The following is a 16,888-nucleotide window of genomic DNA, read 5'->3' on the forward strand; positions in this document are numbered from 1 at the left end:
ACGGTCAAATCAACCACGCTTTAACCTCAAGTCTCTCAGTGTGGTCATCATGCTATCCGCAGCCAGCGTGCCTGCCGTTAATGCTTCGCTGAACAGCGCCCAGATTATTGCCAGCGCCGTATCACAGCCCTGCATCAGTTGGCACGTGTCCGGTATTTGTTACTGGCTGCTGTGTACGCCATTTAGCTGTAAGGTGCGAACCTCCGTCAAGGTGACCCACTTTATTCCGGAAGCCGTTGTGTCTTCTTATAACGCCCCTGGCGGCAATCCGTGGCAGGAAATGGCCGTCGTCAGCCAGACCTCCGGCGGGCTGGAGAACACCGTCACCAGCGCGGTAAGTGGCTTGTCTGCCGGCGGCGGCAACAATGAGCAAAAAACACCGGGGCAACGTAAAACCAACCTGCATTTCAAGTATGCCGATGCCATTGGCCATCCGGCGACGTCATTAATCGGCGGCAGTATCCCTGGCTATTCGTGCAACAGTGCGGCGACGCCGTTCGTTCCCTATTTTCTCAGCACGCTGGATAGCCTGGTATGGCGTACCGGCATGCCGGAATCATTGTATCCAGAAGCTCTGGTCCCCGGGCAACGCGAGGTCGGCAGTCAGGCTGCCAGCAACATGTGGGGGAACGTCTATCCCCGCTCGGGATTCGTGACGCAGGTTGATGATGACAAGGCCGGTGCTCTGGTGGCACAGCGGGTGGCCGACATTATCACCCGTTCGGGGCAACCCCATGTTTACCAGTCCCTGGTTGGCCAACGCTCCGCTGGCTACTGGCCGCCGGATGCCGTCCAGGAAAACACCGGTACCCAAAACCACAAATGGCAGCGTCTTTCCCCGCAGCTCAGCCAGTCCTGCGCCGTGTTTCCGGACGGAGACCACACGTCCGCGACTGATGCCAATGCCGCTTTTGCCCTGTGGCAACCCTACAGTTGCTGCCAGCGACGCGGCCAGACGTTCCTGTACAGCACGAATTTTTGATGAGGTAACGAATAATGCGGAAAAAGGAAAAAAATCAGTTTTCCAGGAAGCGATACCGCGCTCTGTCTTTGATGGTGACCGGAGGTCTGCTCATGACCGCCACTACGGGCAGTATGAACGTATTCGCTGATGATAATGACACGTTGTTCGGGGTGTCATTACCTCAGGTAAATGAAAGCAATATGGGCTATGGACTGAACTCCAGCGGTGCCGTTTCGGACAAATTGTTCTACTCCCTGGGCGGTGGCTCGGTGATTTCGCAGCCGGCGACGCGCAGCAATATGCAGCGTCTCGGAATGAACCTGGGTTGGAGCTCGGATTTGATGTGCGGCAACTTTGACCTGAAGACCACGGTCGGCAACCAGCTTAACGGCGTGACCTCCGGTTTCAAGAACCTGATGAGTGAGGTTATCCAGGGGGCAACGGGTGCGGTGGCCAGCTTGCCGGCGATGATTATCCAGCGCGCCAACCCGGGTTTGTATGAAATGCTCACCAACGGGGTATTACAGGGTGGTGTCGCGTTCGATAAGGCTCAGTTGAATTGTCAGAACCTCTCCAAACGCATGATGGACATGGCCGATACCGGTAGCTGGAGCCAGGCGGCCGCGATGGAAGAAGCCAAAAGCCTGGTCAACGGTGGTGATGCGGATGCTGTACGTTCAATGAACGCCACCGAAAAGGTAACCGGGGAATCCGGGCAGACCTGGATCGGCGGCCAGAAGCGCGGCGGTGCCGGGCAACCCTCTATCAAGCCGACGCATGACCTGGCCGCAGCCGGCTACAACATGATGAACGGGCAGGCCGTAACGAGTACCTCCAGCGTCACGGGCAGCAGTTGCACCGGCGGGGCCTGCGCCAAATATGCTAATAGCGAAGAAGCGGCTGCCGCGGTCGTGAAGGTGCTGGGGGATGCCTCGCTGCGTACCTGCAAAGACGCCAACGCATGCACCAGTGGTGACAGCGCGGAACAGCCGGGCAGCACCGTGGCCGGCACCGGATTTGCGCCGATGCTGGAAGAAGCCACTAAAACCAATAATGAGCAGTTGGCCAAACTGGTTAACGGAACAGAAAAGCCCAATGCGACCAACCTGGCAAAGCTCAAAACCGGCAGCCTGGCGGTCACCGCCGGCGTTATCAAAGCACTGCAGAGAGATCCGGATAATGCGGCGTTAGTCGGCCGTCTGGCCAGCGAACTGGCGATGGCGGATACCATCGAAACTGCCTTCATCATGCGCCGCATGATCACCACCGGGATGTCGGAGCCGAACGCAGCCGCATTGAAAACCGCCATGGAGGAAGGTGGGCGTCGTATCGAGGCGCTGGACAGAGAAATTGCCGCACTGAAAAACGAGATGGAAATGAAACGTGAAATCTCCCGTAACGCGGTGTTGACCATCATTGAGCGTGAGAACAACCGCGTCGAAACCAACCCGCAGCGCCAGTCTACCGACAGTCTGGATACCAAATTTAATCGGCTGGCCGTGCCGGAAAGCGACCAGTAGCCGAGGGGATACATTGTGATGAACGAAACAAAGAAGAATACGTTGTCGCCCCGACGGGACGGAAAATTCAGCCACCGGGCAAAGCATGTTCTGCAACTGCTGGGCACGATAGTGGCCATGATGGCGATTGCCCTGGTGATAGCGCACTGGGGCATTAATCACCCAACAGATAGCGCCGCGTTGCGAAACTGGATGCAAAGCACTCGTTACGGCTGGCTGGTCTGGCGTTTGGCGCTTTACGCCGCGCTGGCCTGGGGATTTTGGAAAATCTGTCATTCTCCGGGCTGCAAACCGGCATACAGGGGGCCTCTGAAACGTATGGCGATCGCATGCGCGTTGTTCGCGCTGGTCTGCGAATACTCCCTCTTTGGCGGAGGGTTGCCGTTATGATGACCAACAGCTATCTCGAATACTTCCTGACGCTGCTCGGTTGGCTGATCAACAATGGCTTGTGGGAGTTGCTGGTCAGCACTGGATTATTCGTGCTGCCGTTACTGTTCAGGGTTGTCGGCATCTGGCTGAAAGTACGTGAAGAAGGCGATGACGAAGGTAACAAAGGGATGCTGTCCCTGCCGCGCATCGAGAACCTGCTTTATGTCGCTTTCTTTGTGATGCTCGCCTGCTGCTTGCCGCTGATCAATGTCAGCCTGGACACGATCAAATATGACAGCAGCCGGGCATCGACCTGTGGTACCTGGACACCGAAAAAACCGGCGGACACCGGGTATGCCAATATTGTATCGAGCATGAATGGCCAGGCGGCGAAGGTGCCGGTGTGGTGGTTGGTGGTGCATAAGCTCTCCAAAGGGATCACCCAGGCGGCGGTGGCCAGCATTCCGTGCCGACCGGATTTGCGGCAGGTGCGTTTTGAGGTTCAGCATAGCCGGGTGAACAATCCGGCTCTGGCCAGAGAACTGCAGGACTTTACCAATGATTGTTATTCTCTGGCGCTTTACACCTGGCAGAACCGTGACCAGGGGCAGACAACGGATAAAGCCACATTGCGTGATATTGAATGGCTGGGCTCCGGTACATTCCTGAATGGGGGCTATTACGCGAACCTGCAGTCAAAAATGCCGCGGGCAAGTTTTCCCTGGAACGATTCACGGGACAGTGGCCGGCCGAACACCGGCCGTGGCGGATATCCGACCTGCAGCGAATGGTGGTCAACGGCCGATACTGGCCTGCAAGCCCGTGTATTGAAGCAGGTTGATCCTGACGTCATGTTGAGGATGTCTGCGGCCGTTAAGATGATCGGAGAATCCACGGCCGATTATAAAGAAATGGTGGTTCGTTGGCTGGTGAGCCCGCAGAGCCTGACCGTGTCACAGGGAGGGCATGCCTATGCCGGTTACGGTGGTAATGCGGATTTTACTAATGATAACGCCATGACTCGCCTGGCCGCCCTTGGTGGCACATCGTTGGGAAGCCTGGCCGCTTTCCCTGCGTTCGATGCTATGCGTCAGGCTTTATCCATGGTGCAGGCTGTGCTGTTGATGGCTATCTATGTGATGCTCCCGTTAATCCTGGCGTTTGCGGCGTATGAGTACAAGACCGTGATTACGGTGACGTTTGTGCTCTTCGCACTTAACTTCCTGACTTTCTGGTGGGAGTTGGCGCGTTGGCTGGACAGTTGGCTTATGGAAGCGCTCTACAGTTCAAGCACACACGATCGCTGGAACCTCGCCGGATTTCAGAACACGACAGACGATATCATCATGAACCTGGTGATGGGGACGATGTTTATTGTGCTGCCGATGGTTTGGCTTGGCGCGCTTTCTTGGGCGGGCGTGAGTGCAGGGCAAGCAATTGGTAATGCGATCAATGCAGGTTCAAAGACGGCTCATGACACAGGTGGGCAAGGTGTTGATTCTTTGAAAAGATCAGTCAGATTATAACTTATAAGTTTATGACTAAGAGGGGATACAAATTGTCTCTTCTTAGTCTTCATCTTGGTCGATTCTATAAGATCCGCAATACAATCCGTAACCCTGATCGCCATTCCTAAACTCTGTCAAAGGTTCATTGCTAGTGCTGGAATCAAGGTGAGCTACGTCATGTCCCTGATGGTTTGCCTGACCGATTTGCTGAATGGTAAAAGTAATTGCGCAGATGAAAAGAAGGCAACCTGCAATGACTACACTGCCCATCAAGATTGCAGTGAGCAACCCCAGCAGTGCAACGATAATGGGAGCATGTCCTATCCATGACGGGAGATGCTTTTTATTGGCCCAGGCTACACAGCGTTTATCCCAGTGCAAAACACTACCTTTTACTTTCTTCCAAAGCCGCGCAATGCGGGCTCCGCGCTGGTAAGCGTGCTGTTGTCCTGTCTTACTCATAAATCCTCCTAGACTTGGCGCAGGTGCAAATATTAAGCAATCCTGGATTGAATAACAACCGGTTGCTATTTGCTCAGTTCTGGTTTCAAGAGTCTAGACCTCTCTTTCATTATAATGATGGTTCTTTGAACTCATGGTTAGGTTTTAGAGAAAAAATCCATAGGGGAAGGTCTTCTCCATAGTAATCAGGTGGGATTTTTACTGAGAAAAGACTAGGGTCGAGATTGGTATCTAAGGCAATAACGCTTTTTTCATATATAGTTTTCTCATTAAATTCAGTCGTTATCATACTGCTCAGAGTGCCTATCATATTAAAGCCTTGTTCTTCATCTTCCTCTGGGCTGAATTCGTATCGAATACTCCTGAATTTATCATCACCAGAAATAATGTTAGGTTCACCACAGTTCCAATCTCCGAATCTAATGAGATAATAAGCAATTTTCTTATCTAACTCATTTGTTATTTCTTTACCGTCACAATAGAGTTTAACTCCACCTATTATGAATTTAATTTCATTGTCTTTTCGTGTGACCTCTTGGTTTGAATCAGAAATTAATTCGATTGATAGCGCAGGTTTTGTCCCAATCGATAGATCACCTAATATTGCCATCTCATTTTTTGCCATTGCGCTAATAATAGATGTTTCGTATTTTTTATCTCGTTCTATTAATGACTGTTTATTAACTAATACCCAACGATTTAATAGGCGAAAATAAATTGCGTAATATATGGGGATCCCATGCATGTCTGCGTAATTTTCGACTTTGTTAAGATACTCTTTGTTAAAGTTATAGATTGCCTTGGGGTTTGTTAGGTTACAGTTCTTTACCTCAAAAAAAATCTGCCTGCCATCATTTAGAATAATTTTATAATCAGGGAGAGTGATGTCTGGTACAGCGGATATCGTCTCTCCAGCATCTTCCTGTTTTATTATTTTGCATTTCCCTAATGCAGCTGCGATATGCTTAAATAGAGCCTCGACTCTTTTTCCATGAATAAGCGTTTTGTTTTCGCAAGATGATTTAAGCGATTTTTTTTATTCGCTGAGTGAAATCTTCAATGTCTTGTTCTACCATGAGCTTGTAATCATAGTTCATGCTAAATGCTGTAAATAGATCGAGTGTTTCAAATTTTTCTGGATTTCGCTTTAATCTTTTCATTTTTCATTCCATTTTTTATCTCAGTAGATTTTAGCTGATTCTATGAAATAAATAAAATATGTATTGAACTGACTATGGTTCCCACCAGATTTGACGATGGTCACTGTGATCGCTTACCCTATCCGTGTTGTAGCGTCGTCCCCGGACGACCATCCAATGCCTCAGCGCTCTGTGAGAGGCGCCTTCGGGTGAGTGCCATCCAATGTTTCAGCGATCTGTGAGAAACGCCTTCGGGTGATCGCAAAATCCTCCTGGCCTGGAAGAGGATGCCTTAATGGCGGTAACTCCGTTTACCCTTTGAGAACGGAGATCACGACAGTGATGAAGGTTCATTAATGACTAATCTGTTCCCGTTCAGGGACAGTTTCTCACACCATAAACGTATGTATTTACGTCTCTTAGCAGAGAAGCTCGTCACGACGCGTTTCACTGTTTCAACGCTTTGATTATTTTATCTTTTATGACGTCTCGCTGACGAGGCAACCTTTGAACGAACGTATAAAGCCAATGGGTACATTTGGCTGCTTGCGTGAGTCTCATTGGGAGCAGAGGAGCGCGCGTCACTTGTGAAGTGGCGAAGACACTACCAAGTGACGCGCGCAGCGTACAACGTCTCAACCCACGTACGACGTGGTTTTCAACGTTTTAGTACCATCTGACCAACACGTAGTCCGTGTCGGTACGGTCTTAAACTTACATTCACTTCAACGTAACTACGACGGAAACAACCGTTTTGAACGTTTCATTATCTATAAGGAGGAAATCGACTCGGTATCGATGGCGACACTACGAACAGTAGTGTTGGAGGCGGCTTGACGAATGTCAGCTCTGCATAAGCAGCAAACAGGTCAGAGACCTGAGGTGCCTCGCAAGAACTCAACATTTCGCCGCCCCGATGCACAGATACCAGTCGAGACGCAGGAAGCGCAAAAGTAACCGTGTCGTCGGGGTTGAAATGTGGAATACCGATTTGCCTGCTTTTGCGAAAGTTGGGGGATGTGTGTTTCTTATGGAGATATTGCGATGTCCAGATTCAGTAAACAACTCGGCAAACAGCTTGTCACACTTGCCCGCCAGGGACGGGGGAGTTTTAAAACCGTTGCTGATCGTTCCAGAATTGCCGACCGTTTTTCTGAGCGCCTGGCAAAGTTAAATATTCAGATCAGGGATGTAAAACACATCAAGACGTCTCACATTGAGAAATATATTCATAGTCGTCAGGCTGAGAATATATCGCTTCGCACGTTGCAAAATGAAATGTCAGCGGTACGTTCAATCATGACTGCGGCAGGTAAAAATAAGCTGGCTGACCCAAATCATGAAAAACTGAGTAACCAGGCTTTGGGTATTTCAGGCGCAAACCGTGATGGAACAAAAAATCCAATAACGGATGAAAAGTTGGCGGCTGTCATAAATCATTCATTAAAAAAGGACGAGGGCGTTGCAATAGCCGTTCAATTGTCTCGTTATTTAGGTTTGAGAACCGAAGAAACCGTTCAATCGGCAAAGTCGTTAAAAACGTGGAAGCAGTCTTTGATTAATGGCAATGAACGTGTTCGGGTTGTTTTCGGAACCAAAGGTGGACGTCCACGGGAGACAACCGTTTTCAATCGAGAGAAAGTTTTATCTATCTTAGATGTGGCGATAAAATACTGTGATAAAAATAATGGGAAGCTGATTGATAAGCCATCTTTACACACTGCAATTGAACGTTACCGAAATATCGTTCGTGAGGCGGGGATGGTCGGTAAAGATGCTCCTCATAGTTTACGTTATGCATATTCACGCGATGCTGTAAATTTTCATGTTAAAAATGGAATGAGCCGGGCAGAGGCTGAAGCATTAGTATCCATGGATTTGGGGCACGGCGATGGACGAGGGCGTTATATCAAACAGGTTTATTTTAGAGGTGATGTGGATTAAATACACTGCAACTACTATGTTAACAGTTAATCAATTCAGATTGTTTTATGTCAATAACATATGATGAATGCGTGTGTGAAGGTATTTTTTTGAGTTATTAATTTATTTTAAAATTTTCGCCGCAGCTCACTCAGGGCTGCGGCTTTTTTATTTCTTTACCTTGTCGATAAATCGATTTAACACCTTAAATAGGATGAGCGTGATCTATTATTTTGAAGTGAAATGCGATTTTATGTAACAGCATTATCTTGCCGAAGATAATCAAACGCGGTATCTTTTACTCGCACCGGAAAAATCAGGTGCCGGGAGTGCTGTTAGAGGACGGTGGGAGTAATCCCGCCTCCTACTCGATTGTCGCCTGTGCTGGCCAAGAACACTTAACAACGTCTCCATTAATGCTGGATAGGATCAGATTGAGATTTTTGGCCAGTTCATGAGCCAGAGCCGGCAACTTTTTTCGTCCATAAATCAACCTGTTTTCGATGTTGGATTGAAGATATCAATATCAGGCAATTACACAAATCCATGTACAGGCTACAGTACGGTATTTCTAACACTCACAAAAATTGTTCGCTATCGAATCATCTGGAGTTAAACAACTTTTGTGGAATTATTTCTTCTTCTCTAAATGAGCCTCAGGTTCAAGCCAAGTTGATTTAAAATCAAACCAACCAAGGTTATTAAGATGGATATCCTGTGCTTGTTCTGGTCCTTTAAGTCGCATCCAGTGATGGAATAATGGTTGTAACCAGCCGGAATCCGTAACCTTAGAAACTAACGTCTCGGCATTTAATGTTTCATTACGCCAGCTTTGCATCCACTCTTCTAGCTGAGCTTGGTTGCCGCCAGAAATCGATTGGCGCAATAGCGGAGAACCCAGTAGCCAGATGCCAACATGCCACTCTTCCGGCACTGCGAAGTTAGCTGTACCCAACCAGAGGTCGGTTTTTGCATCACCGTTTTCCCAGCGTTCGTAATCCAGTTCTATCCCTTCAAGGTGTACGTTCTGTTCTGCCAGCAATAACTGCATTATGCGAAATAACATCGGAAATTCGGGATGCTGCGAATGATAAGCAAGACGTAGTGTCGCCGGGGGCTGTTGAGCGATAAAAGGGGAACGTTTCTCACCATCGCTCATACTGTGAAACCAGTTTGGCAGCATACTTCCTGTTGGCACCCAAAAATGACGAATTGACTCGATTAGTTTTTGGCCTATCGCATATGGGCTGAGGACATGACGCAACCAGCGCCGCTGTTCGATAGTATGCCAGTGTGGTGAGCGACTATCACACAGCAGGAAGTATCCGCCTCGTTCGAGAAACATTTCACGGAAAAAATCTGTCGGCTTACCGGTAAGATTGGCGGCAAGTCCTGAAACGTAAGCTTCATCGCTAATGCTGGAACTCAACCATGTCGTCGTCTCATGGCTATTACCGTGCGCCATATGGCTTTCATTACCCGGCTCATTATGTTGCGAGGTCAGCTCCGGCCAGATAAACACCTCAATTTCATCCAGCAACCCACGCAGGCCAAAATAGTTATCAAATGCATTCATTTTCAAATGCCAGTCATCATTTTCAATGACAGCATACGGTCCGGTGCCAATGGGCCGAGCAGCGAATTCGCCGTGCTGGGGGTGATCGGAGGGGAGTATCATCGCGTCAATGTCACTCAGCAGCAATGGCAGGCGGTTATCCGGTTGTGATAACGTTATCTCTATGCTAAGCGGCCCGGTAGCTTGAACCTGTCGTAAATGTGAAAATAATGCCAGGCGGGAGCAACGTGTTAGTGAAGCGCTGACATCATGACTACAAAGTTCCCGGCCATCGTGAAATTGCACCGCCGGGCGGAGATAAAAACGCCAGTGTAATGCATCGATGCGTCGCCAGTGGTGCGCCAGGTCGGCTACCACTTCCCCATTTTCCTCGTTTATCCTTGTCAGACCATTAAAAATCTGTCGAACCAGATGCATCTCCGATCGACGTAGCGCTGTTCCCGGATAAAGATTCGGCATTGTTCGGTAGTAGGGGATACGCAGTGTCTGACAATCCGCACGAATGCTATACCCCAATTTGGCCTTTAGTAGCTGAGTGATCAGTTGCTTATCTCCAGCGAGGAGATCAATGGCCTCGCTGAAACGTCCTGAATCGAGCAGGTGTTCTGCTTTTTCGCTTTGCAATTGATGCGGGCTGTATTTCAGTTGCAACCGGGAACGTTGTCCTCGACCAGGCTTGGCCAGCCAGTCAATCCAGCCAGCAGCCTGCATCTGTATCAGCAGGTTTCGCATATGTCGTTTCGTGCAATACAGCACATCCGCCAGTTCTTGCGACGTTGTGTCTACGCGGGCTTTACCAAAAAACTGAAAGAGTTTCAGGTATTGTTGTTCGAGGCGTCTCGTTTTCATAAAAGATGAAGTCATTTTTCTGAAAGTTAGCAGTTTATTATTACACTGTTTAACCGATAATGTGCTTAACGGCAAGGATAAGTATGAGAGGGATCTGATGCCGGTGTTGTTTTTTTGCATATATTTAATGCTGTTCAATAGGATATTGAATATTAATCGGTGATTTTCATTATATTTTAACTTGGTTTTTTTGAGCTATTGATATTAATTTTGATTATTTTTTGTATATCTTATTAATTTCTCAAGAGGCATTCCATGACCAAAGAATTGAATAAAGACACCAAAGTTTGTATGTCGTTAGCAGCTCGACCTAGCAACTTTGGCACACGTTTCCATAATTATTTATATGACGAACTGGGGCTTGACTACATTTACAAAGCCTTTACCACGACAGATTTACCGGCCGCCATTGGCGGTGTGCGTGCTCTGGGTATTCGAGGGTGCGGAATTTCCATGCCTTTTAAGGAAGCCTGTATTCCATTGGTGGATGAACTCGATGTTTCGGCGAAAGCGATTAACTCCATTAACACGGTTGTGAATACCGATGGGTATCTGAAGGCTTACAATACCGACTATATAGCCATTGCGACATTACTGAAAAATTACCAGGTGCCTACCGATAGCGTGTTTGCACTGCGTGGTAGTGGTGGTATGGCGAAAGCCGTTTCTTGCGCATTAAAAGACGCTGGTTTTCGTAAAGGATATATCGTCGCCATTAATGAAGATTCCGGAAAGAAACTTGCGAAATTGTATGGTTATGATTGGCGGCCAAATACGGAGGATATTCAGGCCGATCTGTTGATTAATGCTACGCCAATAGGCATGGCGGGAGGAAGCGATGCTAATAAACTTGCCTACAGCGAATCAGAGATTAATGATGCCCGTATTATTTTTGATGTCGTTGCTTTACCCTCAATTACCCCACTGATTCGTTACGCTAAAGATGCAAATAAAACGGTGATAACAGGATCGGAGGTTTTTGCGATTCAGGCGGTGGAACAATTCTTCCTGTATACTGGGGTTCGCCCTGATGATGAGTTGTTCCGGAAAGCATCCATTTATTCTCGTCAATAAAAATCTATTTCTATCGATCCAACATAATTCGAGTTGCAGGCGTGTCGCCCGTACTCAATAATCCGAATCACCTACCTGATTAAATGTATCGCGAACTCTTTATTTTCCATGTTATTCGCTGTTATGGCCCCACGCCTGCGGGGCCTGTATTTCGAATTATTAAGGGATAAAGGGTAAACCTTAGCGCCTATCCCAGTCGGCGTTACCGGCGCAGTCAGTTTGGACACGCAGCGAGCGCAGCCATGAGCGCATTGCGTGCCGGCCCCGGTTCTTGTTCAGTTGATTGTGCGGTGACGATGTTGAGTCGAGGCAAATGGTTGCTACCATCCCAGCGCTCAATATCCAGAACAGATAAACGGCCTGCGGCGATGTCCGCCGCGACAAGTGGCTCGGGCATACTGCCCCAGCCCAGCCCTTCACAAATGAGTCCTCGCTTAGTCGCCAAATCGGTAACTCGCCAACTGTCTAGCGCGGCAATGCCATATTCTTGACTCCCGGCCACCTCACCGAGTGACGTTAGCACGATCTGTAATTCTTTGCGAAGTATGTCCCCCGTAATCGGCCCTTTGATCAGCGCGAGTGGGTGCATGGGGGCGGCGACGGCCACCAAATCCATAGTTGACAGGTAGTTTCGAACGAGCTTGCTGGGCAAATTAACCTCGGGAAGTACCGCGAGATCCAATGTCCCTGCAATTAATGATTCCGCCAACCCAAATGACGCCCGTGTAATGCGCAGAGAAACCGTCGGGAATTCAGCGCGAAACGCGGAAAAAATCGGCGCAAGTTGTGCTATGGGCACCATATCTGACAGCCCAAAACGGACTTCAGACTCCATCCCCTGAACGATTGCCTTAGCCTGACTTCGCAGCGTATTAACATCGGTAAGGATACGTCGTGCTCGTGGCAGTAATGCTTTGCCCATGGGCGTCAGCGCGGGGCGATAGGCCCCGCGGTCGAACAAGGGCGTGCCAATCTGCTCCTCCAGCTTTTGGATTGTGTAAGTGACGGCAGACTGGGTTCGGCTTAGGGCCCGCGAAGCACCTGAAAAGCTGTGTTCATCTACGGTTGTTGTAAACACTAATAACTGGTCAAGAGTCAGGGCATTCATGTACATCAGACCATCTCCACAACTGAAAATAAGAATATAATAATATTTGAATATGTTTATAAGAACAATCACGGTTTCTTTTATGGTGTTGGTGATTTACGCTGAAAGTCGGTATGTCATCGGAGATGAAATGTATGAGTACGCATGAATTAAACTCAGCGTCTCGGCCCCAGGCAAACAAACTGCTTAGGGTTGGGCTCTGGATTGCGCAAAGTGCGCTTTTTATCGTTTTTATCCTGTCTGGTTATCTAAAACTGACAACACCGATCCCACAATTGTCAGGGATGATGCCCTGGACGGGAGAGCTTTCTGAAACATTTGTCCGCTTTATCGGTTTCGTCGATCTGGCTGGTGGTCTCGGTATTCTGCTGCCGGCATTGACACGTATCCTGCCAGGATTGGGGGTGGCGGCCGCGGCGGGGATTACGGTATTGCAAGTGTTCGCAATTATTTTCCATCTATTTCGCGGTGAATATATGGTACTTCCGCTCAATCTTGTGCTGTTGCCATTAGCGATTTTTGTTTTGTGGGGGCGAGTATGCAAGGCCCCAGTAACCGCACGTTGAATGATCAACCCTGTTCACCTCAACTATCCGGAGATAAGACTATGACTATCCTACATATCGACTCAAGCATTACCGGGGAACACTCCGTTAGCCGTCAGCTTTCTGCAACGGCGCTTGCAAAAATCTCGGCCTCTCGGCCGGAAAAAAAAGTAGTGTACCGGGATCTTGCCGCCACACCGCTTGAACACTACCGCATAACAGATAAACCCGGACAAGAAACGCAAGAATCCGTGTTAAGCGGCGCTATCCTTGATGAATTTCTGGACGCTGATACGGTAATAATCGGTGCGCCACTTTATAACTTCACCATTTCCAGCCAGCTAAAGGCTTGGGTCGATCGGCTTGTTATCGCCGGTATTACTTTTAACCTGGATAATCAGGGGAATTCGGTCGGTCTTGTCGGGGATAAACGTGTGATTATTCTGTTGTCGCGTGGTTCTGTTTACCAGCCGGGTGCACCATGGGCGCAATTCGAACATGCTGAAACATATCTGAAGGCGATATTTGGCTTTATCGGCATTCAACCCACGGTGATCGTGGCGGAGGGGACTGCCTTTGGCCCTGAAAGCCGCGCGAAGGCGATTTCGGCTGCCGAATCGGTTATTGCCGCTATTTCATAAAAATAGAGCGACCATAAGCAGGTTGCCAATTTTTTCAAGCCTTATGGAGAGAAGCGCTTTTGCATTGCTTTTCTCTTGGGAGAAGCGGAAATATATTGCTTTATATATCGTAAATAATTCAACCACAGGACAAAAACGCCAGCGCGTTTTTGAACAGCGCCAGCGCTGACCCGTAGGGACGAGTCACAAAGCCAATGCACCTGCTATAAATAAATCCGCCTTCAAAAAGGCGGATTTATACCGTTATGATGATTTGTTTATACGAACAAACATCGATAAACGGGCCGGTGATTGCGCTGTTGCGGTTAAGGGGGGATTAACGCGCGCTGTTTCTACGCAAACAAAGGTTTTATAGCCATCATCCGCCATATCACCGATTGTTTTTGCTGCGTTCTCACCGGTATTCCATACAACTATATCGCTGGCGTTGTGGTGGTGAACCTCGATAGAGCGTTGCAGTACCGGATCATTAATCACACTAACAGCCTGTGGCTGAGTGTAAATACGATCGGTGAGATCGGTGAACTCGACATCCCCGTGCTGGACGGATACTTTGTCCTGATTAACTCTATCAATGAATTGGTCGCCCAGACCCTTGATACTTACCTTGCCAATATCGCCGATTTGGAAGTAAGTATGTAATGCGCTGGTTATTTTGTAATCCCCTTGGGCCTCCAATTCGACATGACACTCTTTACCGAGTTTAAAACGTGCGATAAGTGTGAATTTGTGAGGCCAGGATGCTCTGGTTTCCTCTGTGTCGCGTAACGTGAATACCAGCTCAACGCCTCGTTCATCTTCACTATGAGATGTAAACTCCCACGGGAGTATACGTGCAAGGCCATGGTTAGGTTTGGCAAACGAGCCAAACCATGGAAAACAGATGGGGATACCGCCACGAATAGCCACTTTATCAGCAAAGGCAGTCTTATCGCTTAGCCAAAAAACAGGCTCTTCGCCTACAGGTTGCCAGCTCAACAGATGCGCCCCTTGCAATGCCACGGCGGCACGAACCTGCGGATGCTCAACAACGATTACTGGCAGTTGGACTAACTGCCGTTGGCTGATGGTTGATGTGAATGCTTTCGTTTTGGGAAGATTGAAAATTCTGTCATTCATGATACTGCCTATTTAGTTTAGTTTGATTATTAATCAGTGAATTAAAATGATCTGGCTGTTGTTAAACTATCATCTAACTTATTTATTTAATTGTGATGGATGTCACAATTAAATATTCATCATATTTATGCCCCGGACTGCACGGCTCGCGTCTTGAGGCGTGCCTGGATGATGTTCTTTTACTGAAAATCCGGCTTTGCCACGCAACATCAATTTGTACTTCATTTCAGGTGATTCGCCCTGCGCCTGCCGGTCTTTTAGGGAGCGTTCGCCCCCTCATCCTGAACGCTGCCATATCCTGAACACTGCCATACTTCGCATGACCGCCTAACAATTTTTTTCAGTGGGAAATTTATTTTTTGCTTTTTATATTTCATTTTGTGATGTTGGGCACCTTTTGCTGTTTTTTATTAGTGTAATTTTTCAATCGAACTGAAATATTTGTGTGTGATGGTGAAAGATAAGGGGATTGAAATGATCGAAGTAATTACCCATGGAGCCGAATGGTTTATCGGGCTTTTTCAGAAGGGGGGAGAGGTGTTTGTCGGCATGGTGACAGGTATCCTTCCCTTACTTATCAGTCTGTTAGTTATTATGAATGCTTTGATCGTTTTTGTTGGCCAGAAACGAATTGAGGCTCTGGCGCAACGTTGCGCCGGCAATCCGGTCTCGCGCTATCTGTTTCTGCCTGTTATTGGGACCTTCGTTTTCTGTAATCCGATGACGTTGAGTCTGGGACGATTCATGCCTGAGAAGTATAAGCCTAGCTATTACGCCTCGGCATCCTACAGCTGCCATTCAATGAATGGATTGTTCCCGCACATCAATCCGGGTGAGTTGTTTGTTTATCTGGGTATTGCCAATGGCCTTACCACGCTGAACCTCCCGCTGGGGCCATTGGCCGTCAGCTATCTGTTGGTTGGTATGGTGATGAACTTTTTCCGGGGTTGGGTGACCGATCTCACGACAACCATTTTCGAAAGAAAAATGCGTATACAACTTGACCGTCAGGTTCGTTTATAAGAGCGGAGTGCATGATGTCTAACACGATTGAAATTCATAAAGGGGAAAGTGGCTGGGGCGGGCCGCTGTTTCTAAAACCAGAATCAGGTAAAAAAATTGTTTACATCACTGCAGGTACCAGGCCGGCGATTGTTGATAGGTTGAAAGAACTGACTGGCTGGGAAGCTGTCGACGGGTTTAAAGAGGGTGAACCGCCAGCAGAAGAAATTGGTGTTGCAGTTATCGACTGTGGCGGCACGCTTCGCTGCGGTCTATATCCTAAACGCCGGATCCCGACTATCAACATTCATGCGACAGGCAAATCCGGACCGTTGGCGCAGTTTATTACGGAAGATATTTATGTTTCCGGCGTTAAAGTCGGCGACATCCGTTCAGTAGAACAGGGAGATACTGCCGCGCCTAACGTATCACCATCCACCGCCCCTTCTCAGGTATCAACTGAGCCACAGCCGCAAAAAAACGCCCCAGGAGCAGACGACGCTGACAATAAAAAGCGTGATTACGATACAACCAAAAAAATCACTGAGCAGAGTGATGGCCTCTTGGCCAAGGTCGGTATGGGAATGGGCTCGGTGGTCGCCGTCTTCTTTCAGGCTGGACGGGAAACCATTGATACCGTTATCAAAACCATTCTGCCGTTTATGGCGTTTGTCTCAGCCCTTATTGGCATCATCATGGCTTCTGGGTTGGGTGATTTTATCGCACACGGCCTAACACCTTTAGCTAACAGCCCTATCGGCTTGGTCACTCTGGCCCTGATATGTTCTTTCCCGTTACTCTCGCCATTTTTGGGGCCAGGCGCAGTCATTGCGCAGGTTATCGGTGTATTGGTGGGCGTGCAGATTGGTCAGGGCACCATTCCGCCGCATCTGGCACTGCCAGCGCTGTTTGCCATCAATTCCCAGGCTTCATGTGACTTTATTCCTGTCGGGTTATCTCTGGCTGAAGCGCGCCAGGATACGGTTCGGGTGGGTGTGCCTTCCGTTCTGGTTGGGCGATTTCTTACCGGTGCACCAGCTGTCCTTTTGGCCTGGGCTGCGTCCGGATTCATTTATCAGTAATTAA

General features: G+C 48.5%; 16 protein-coding genes. 10 read left to right on the forward strand and 6 right to left on the reverse strand.

Features of this window, described 5'->3' with window-relative positions:
* Window positions 1-49 precede the first annotated feature (49 nt).
* The 4 genes from BJF97_RS02805 to BJF97_RS02820 are packed head-to-tail and all read left to right on the forward strand — an operon-like array spanning window position 50 to window position 4,382.
* On the forward strand, window positions 50-982 hold the full coding sequence (locus BJF97_RS02805) for a TIGR03756 family integrating conjugative element protein (protein WP_416186832.1): 933 nt from the start codon (window positions 50-52) through the stop codon (window positions 980-982).
* A 14-nt stretch (window positions 983-996) separates the two neighbouring features.
* On the forward strand, window positions 997-2,484 hold the full coding sequence (locus BJF97_RS02810) for an integrating conjugative element protein (RefSeq protein ID WP_070082802.1): 1,488 nt from the start codon (window positions 997-999) through the stop codon (window positions 2,482-2,484).
* An 18-nt stretch (window positions 2,485-2,502) separates the two neighbouring features.
* On the forward strand, window positions 2,503-2,874 hold the full coding sequence (locus tag BJF97_RS02815; protein ID WP_070082803.1) for a hypothetical protein: 372 nt from the start codon (window positions 2,503-2,505) through the stop codon (window positions 2,872-2,874).
* Window positions 2,871-4,382 carry a conjugal transfer protein TraG N-terminal domain-containing protein gene (locus tag BJF97_RS02820; RefSeq protein WP_070082804.1) on the forward strand — a complete coding sequence of 504 codons (1,512 nt, stop codon included), beginning with the start codon at window positions 2,871-2,873 and terminating at the stop codon, window positions 4,380-4,382. The genes BJF97_RS02815 and BJF97_RS02820 overlap by 4 nt, the downstream gene beginning before the upstream one ends.
* Before the next feature lie 42 nt (window positions 4,383-4,424).
* On the opposite strand, the gene BJF97_RS02825 is transcribed toward BJF97_RS02820, so the two are convergent.
* The 3 genes from BJF97_RS02825 to BJF97_RS34645 form a co-directional block, all read right to left on the reverse strand.
* A complete protein-coding gene (locus BJF97_RS02825) occupies window positions 4,425-4,826 on the reverse strand; it encodes a DUF3742 family protein (protein ID WP_070082805.1) in 402 nt (133 codons plus the stop codon).
* Window positions 4,827-4,935: 109 nt separating this feature from the next.
* A complete protein-coding gene (locus BJF97_RS34990) occupies window positions 4,936-5,436 on the reverse strand; it encodes a hypothetical protein (RefSeq protein WP_228706699.1) in 501 nt (166 codons plus the stop codon).
* 412 nt (window positions 5,437-5,848) lie between these two features.
* Window positions 5,849-5,986, reverse strand: a complete 138-nt coding sequence (locus BJF97_RS34645; RefSeq protein WP_187418276.1) for a hypothetical protein — start codon at window positions 5,984-5,986, stop codon at window positions 5,849-5,851.
* 1,023 nt (window positions 5,987-7,009) lie between these two features.
* Between BJF97_RS34645 and BJF97_RS02835 the strand changes: the two genes are divergently transcribed.
* Window positions 7,010-7,909, forward strand: a complete 900-nt coding sequence (locus tag BJF97_RS02835) for an integrase domain-containing protein (RefSeq protein ID WP_070082806.1) — start codon at window positions 7,010-7,012, stop codon at window positions 7,907-7,909.
* A 610-nt stretch (window positions 7,910-8,519) separates the two neighbouring features.
* On the opposite strand, the gene BJF97_RS02840 is transcribed toward BJF97_RS02835, so the two are convergent.
* A complete protein-coding gene (locus tag BJF97_RS02840) occupies window positions 8,520-10,313 on the reverse strand; it encodes an SgrR family transcriptional regulator (RefSeq protein ID WP_070082807.1) in 1,794 nt (597 codons plus the stop codon).
* Window positions 10,314-10,568: 255 nt separating this feature from the next.
* Between BJF97_RS02840 and BJF97_RS02845 the strand changes: the two genes are divergently transcribed.
* The gene (locus BJF97_RS02845) at window positions 10,569-11,387 is read left to right on the forward strand and encodes a shikimate 5-dehydrogenase (protein WP_070082808.1); all 819 of its coding nucleotides are present in this window, start codon (window positions 10,569-10,571) and stop codon (window positions 11,385-11,387) included.
* A gap of 214 nt (window positions 11,388-11,601) precedes the next feature.
* Here the strand turns inward: BJF97_RS02845 and BJF97_RS02850 are convergent, their stop codons facing one another.
* Window positions 11,602-12,501, reverse strand: coding sequence for a LysR family transcriptional regulator (locus BJF97_RS02850; protein ID WP_077270202.1), 900 nt, complete (start codon window positions 12,499-12,501; stop codon window positions 11,602-11,604).
* A gap of 128 nt (window positions 12,502-12,629) precedes the next feature.
* Here BJF97_RS02850 and BJF97_RS02855 point away from each other — a divergent pair, with 128 nt between their 5' ends.
* Complete coding sequence (locus tag BJF97_RS02855) at window positions 12,630-13,061, forward strand: DoxX family protein (RefSeq protein ID WP_070082809.1); 432 nt, start codon at window positions 12,630-12,632, stop codon at window positions 13,059-13,061.
* A gap of 41 nt (window positions 13,062-13,102) precedes the next feature.
* Window positions 13,103-13,681, forward strand: coding sequence for an FMN-dependent NADH-azoreductase (locus tag BJF97_RS02860; protein ID WP_070082810.1), 579 nt, complete (start codon window positions 13,103-13,105; stop codon window positions 13,679-13,681).
* Between the two features lie 243 nt (window positions 13,682-13,924).
* Here BJF97_RS02860 and BJF97_RS02865 read toward each other — a convergent pair whose 3' ends face one another.
* On the reverse strand, window positions 13,925-14,800 hold the full coding sequence (locus BJF97_RS02865) for a D-hexose-6-phosphate mutarotase (protein ID WP_070082811.1): 876 nt from the start codon (window positions 14,798-14,800) through the stop codon (window positions 13,925-13,927).
* A gap of 474 nt (window positions 14,801-15,274) precedes the next feature.
* Between BJF97_RS02865 and srlA the strand changes: the two genes are divergently transcribed.
* Window positions 15,275-15,823, forward strand: a complete 549-nt coding sequence (srlA, locus tag BJF97_RS02870) for a PTS glucitol/sorbitol transporter subunit IIC (protein ID WP_070082812.1) — start codon at window positions 15,275-15,277, stop codon at window positions 15,821-15,823.
* A 14-nt stretch (window positions 15,824-15,837) separates the two neighbouring features.
* A complete protein-coding gene (gene srlE / locus BJF97_RS02875; RefSeq protein ID WP_070082813.1) occupies window positions 15,838-16,884 on the forward strand; it encodes a PTS glucitol/sorbitol transporter subunit IIB in 1,047 nt (348 codons plus the stop codon).
* The last annotated feature ends 4 nt before the right edge of the window (window positions 16,885-16,888 follow it).

The sequence above is a fragment of the Klebsiella sp. LTGPAF-6F genome (genome assembly GCF_001753185.1).
Classification (GTDB): Bacteria; Pseudomonadota; Gammaproteobacteria; order Enterobacterales; family Enterobacteriaceae; genus Klebsiella; species Klebsiella michiganensis.

Excerpts from the sequence above, each read along its gene's own strand:
- BJF97_RS02810 (WP_070082802.1), top strand. The coding sequence starts at position 997 with ATGCGGAAAAAGGAAAAAAATCAGTTTTCCAGGAAGCGATACCGCGCT.
- BJF97_RS02840 (WP_070082807.1), bottom strand. The coding sequence starts at position 10,313 with ATGAAAACGAGACGCCTCGAACAACAATACCTGAAACTCTTTCAGTTT.
- BJF97_RS02825 (WP_070082805.1), bottom strand. The coding sequence starts at position 4,826 with ATGAGTAAGACAGGACAACAGCACGCTTACCAGCGCGGAGCCCGCATT.
- srlA (WP_070082812.1), top strand. The coding sequence starts at position 15,275 with ATGATCGAAGTAATTACCCATGGAGCCGAATGGTTTATCGGGCTTTTT.
- BJF97_RS02865 (WP_070082811.1), bottom strand. The coding sequence starts at position 14,800 with ATGAATGACAGAATTTTCAATCTTCCCAAAACGAAAGCATTCACATCA.
- BJF97_RS02845 (WP_070082808.1), top strand. The coding sequence starts at position 10,569 with ATGACCAAAGAATTGAATAAAGACACCAAAGTTTGTATGTCGTTAGCA.
- srlE (WP_070082813.1), top strand. The coding sequence starts at position 15,838 with ATGTCTAACACGATTGAAATTCATAAAGGGGAAAGTGGCTGGGGCGGG.
- BJF97_RS34990 (WP_228706699.1), bottom strand. The coding sequence starts at position 5,436 with ATGGCAATATTAGGTGATCTATCGATTGGGACAAAACCTGCGCTATCA.
- BJF97_RS02835 (WP_070082806.1), top strand. The coding sequence starts at position 7,010 with ATGTCCAGATTCAGTAAACAACTCGGCAAACAGCTTGTCACACTTGCC.
- BJF97_RS02805 (WP_416186832.1), top strand. The coding sequence starts at position 50 with ATGCTATCCGCAGCCAGCGTGCCTGCCGTTAATGCTTCGCTGAACAGC.
- BJF97_RS02815 (WP_070082803.1), top strand. The coding sequence starts at position 2,503 with ATGAACGAAACAAAGAAGAATACGTTGTCGCCCCGACGGGACGGAAAA.
- BJF97_RS02850 (WP_077270202.1), bottom strand. The coding sequence starts at position 12,501 with ATGTACATGAATGCCCTGACTCTTGACCAGTTATTAGTGTTTACAACA.
- BJF97_RS34645 (WP_187418276.1), bottom strand. The coding sequence starts at position 5,986 with ATGAAAAGATTAAAGCGAAATCCAGAAAAATTTGAAACACTCGATCTA.
- BJF97_RS02820 (WP_070082804.1), top strand. The coding sequence starts at position 2,871 with ATGATGACCAACAGCTATCTCGAATACTTCCTGACGCTGCTCGGTTGG.
- BJF97_RS02860 (WP_070082810.1), top strand. The coding sequence starts at position 13,103 with ATGACTATCCTACATATCGACTCAAGCATTACCGGGGAACACTCCGTT.
- BJF97_RS02855 (WP_070082809.1), top strand. The coding sequence starts at position 12,630 with ATGAGTACGCATGAATTAAACTCAGCGTCTCGGCCCCAGGCAAACAAA.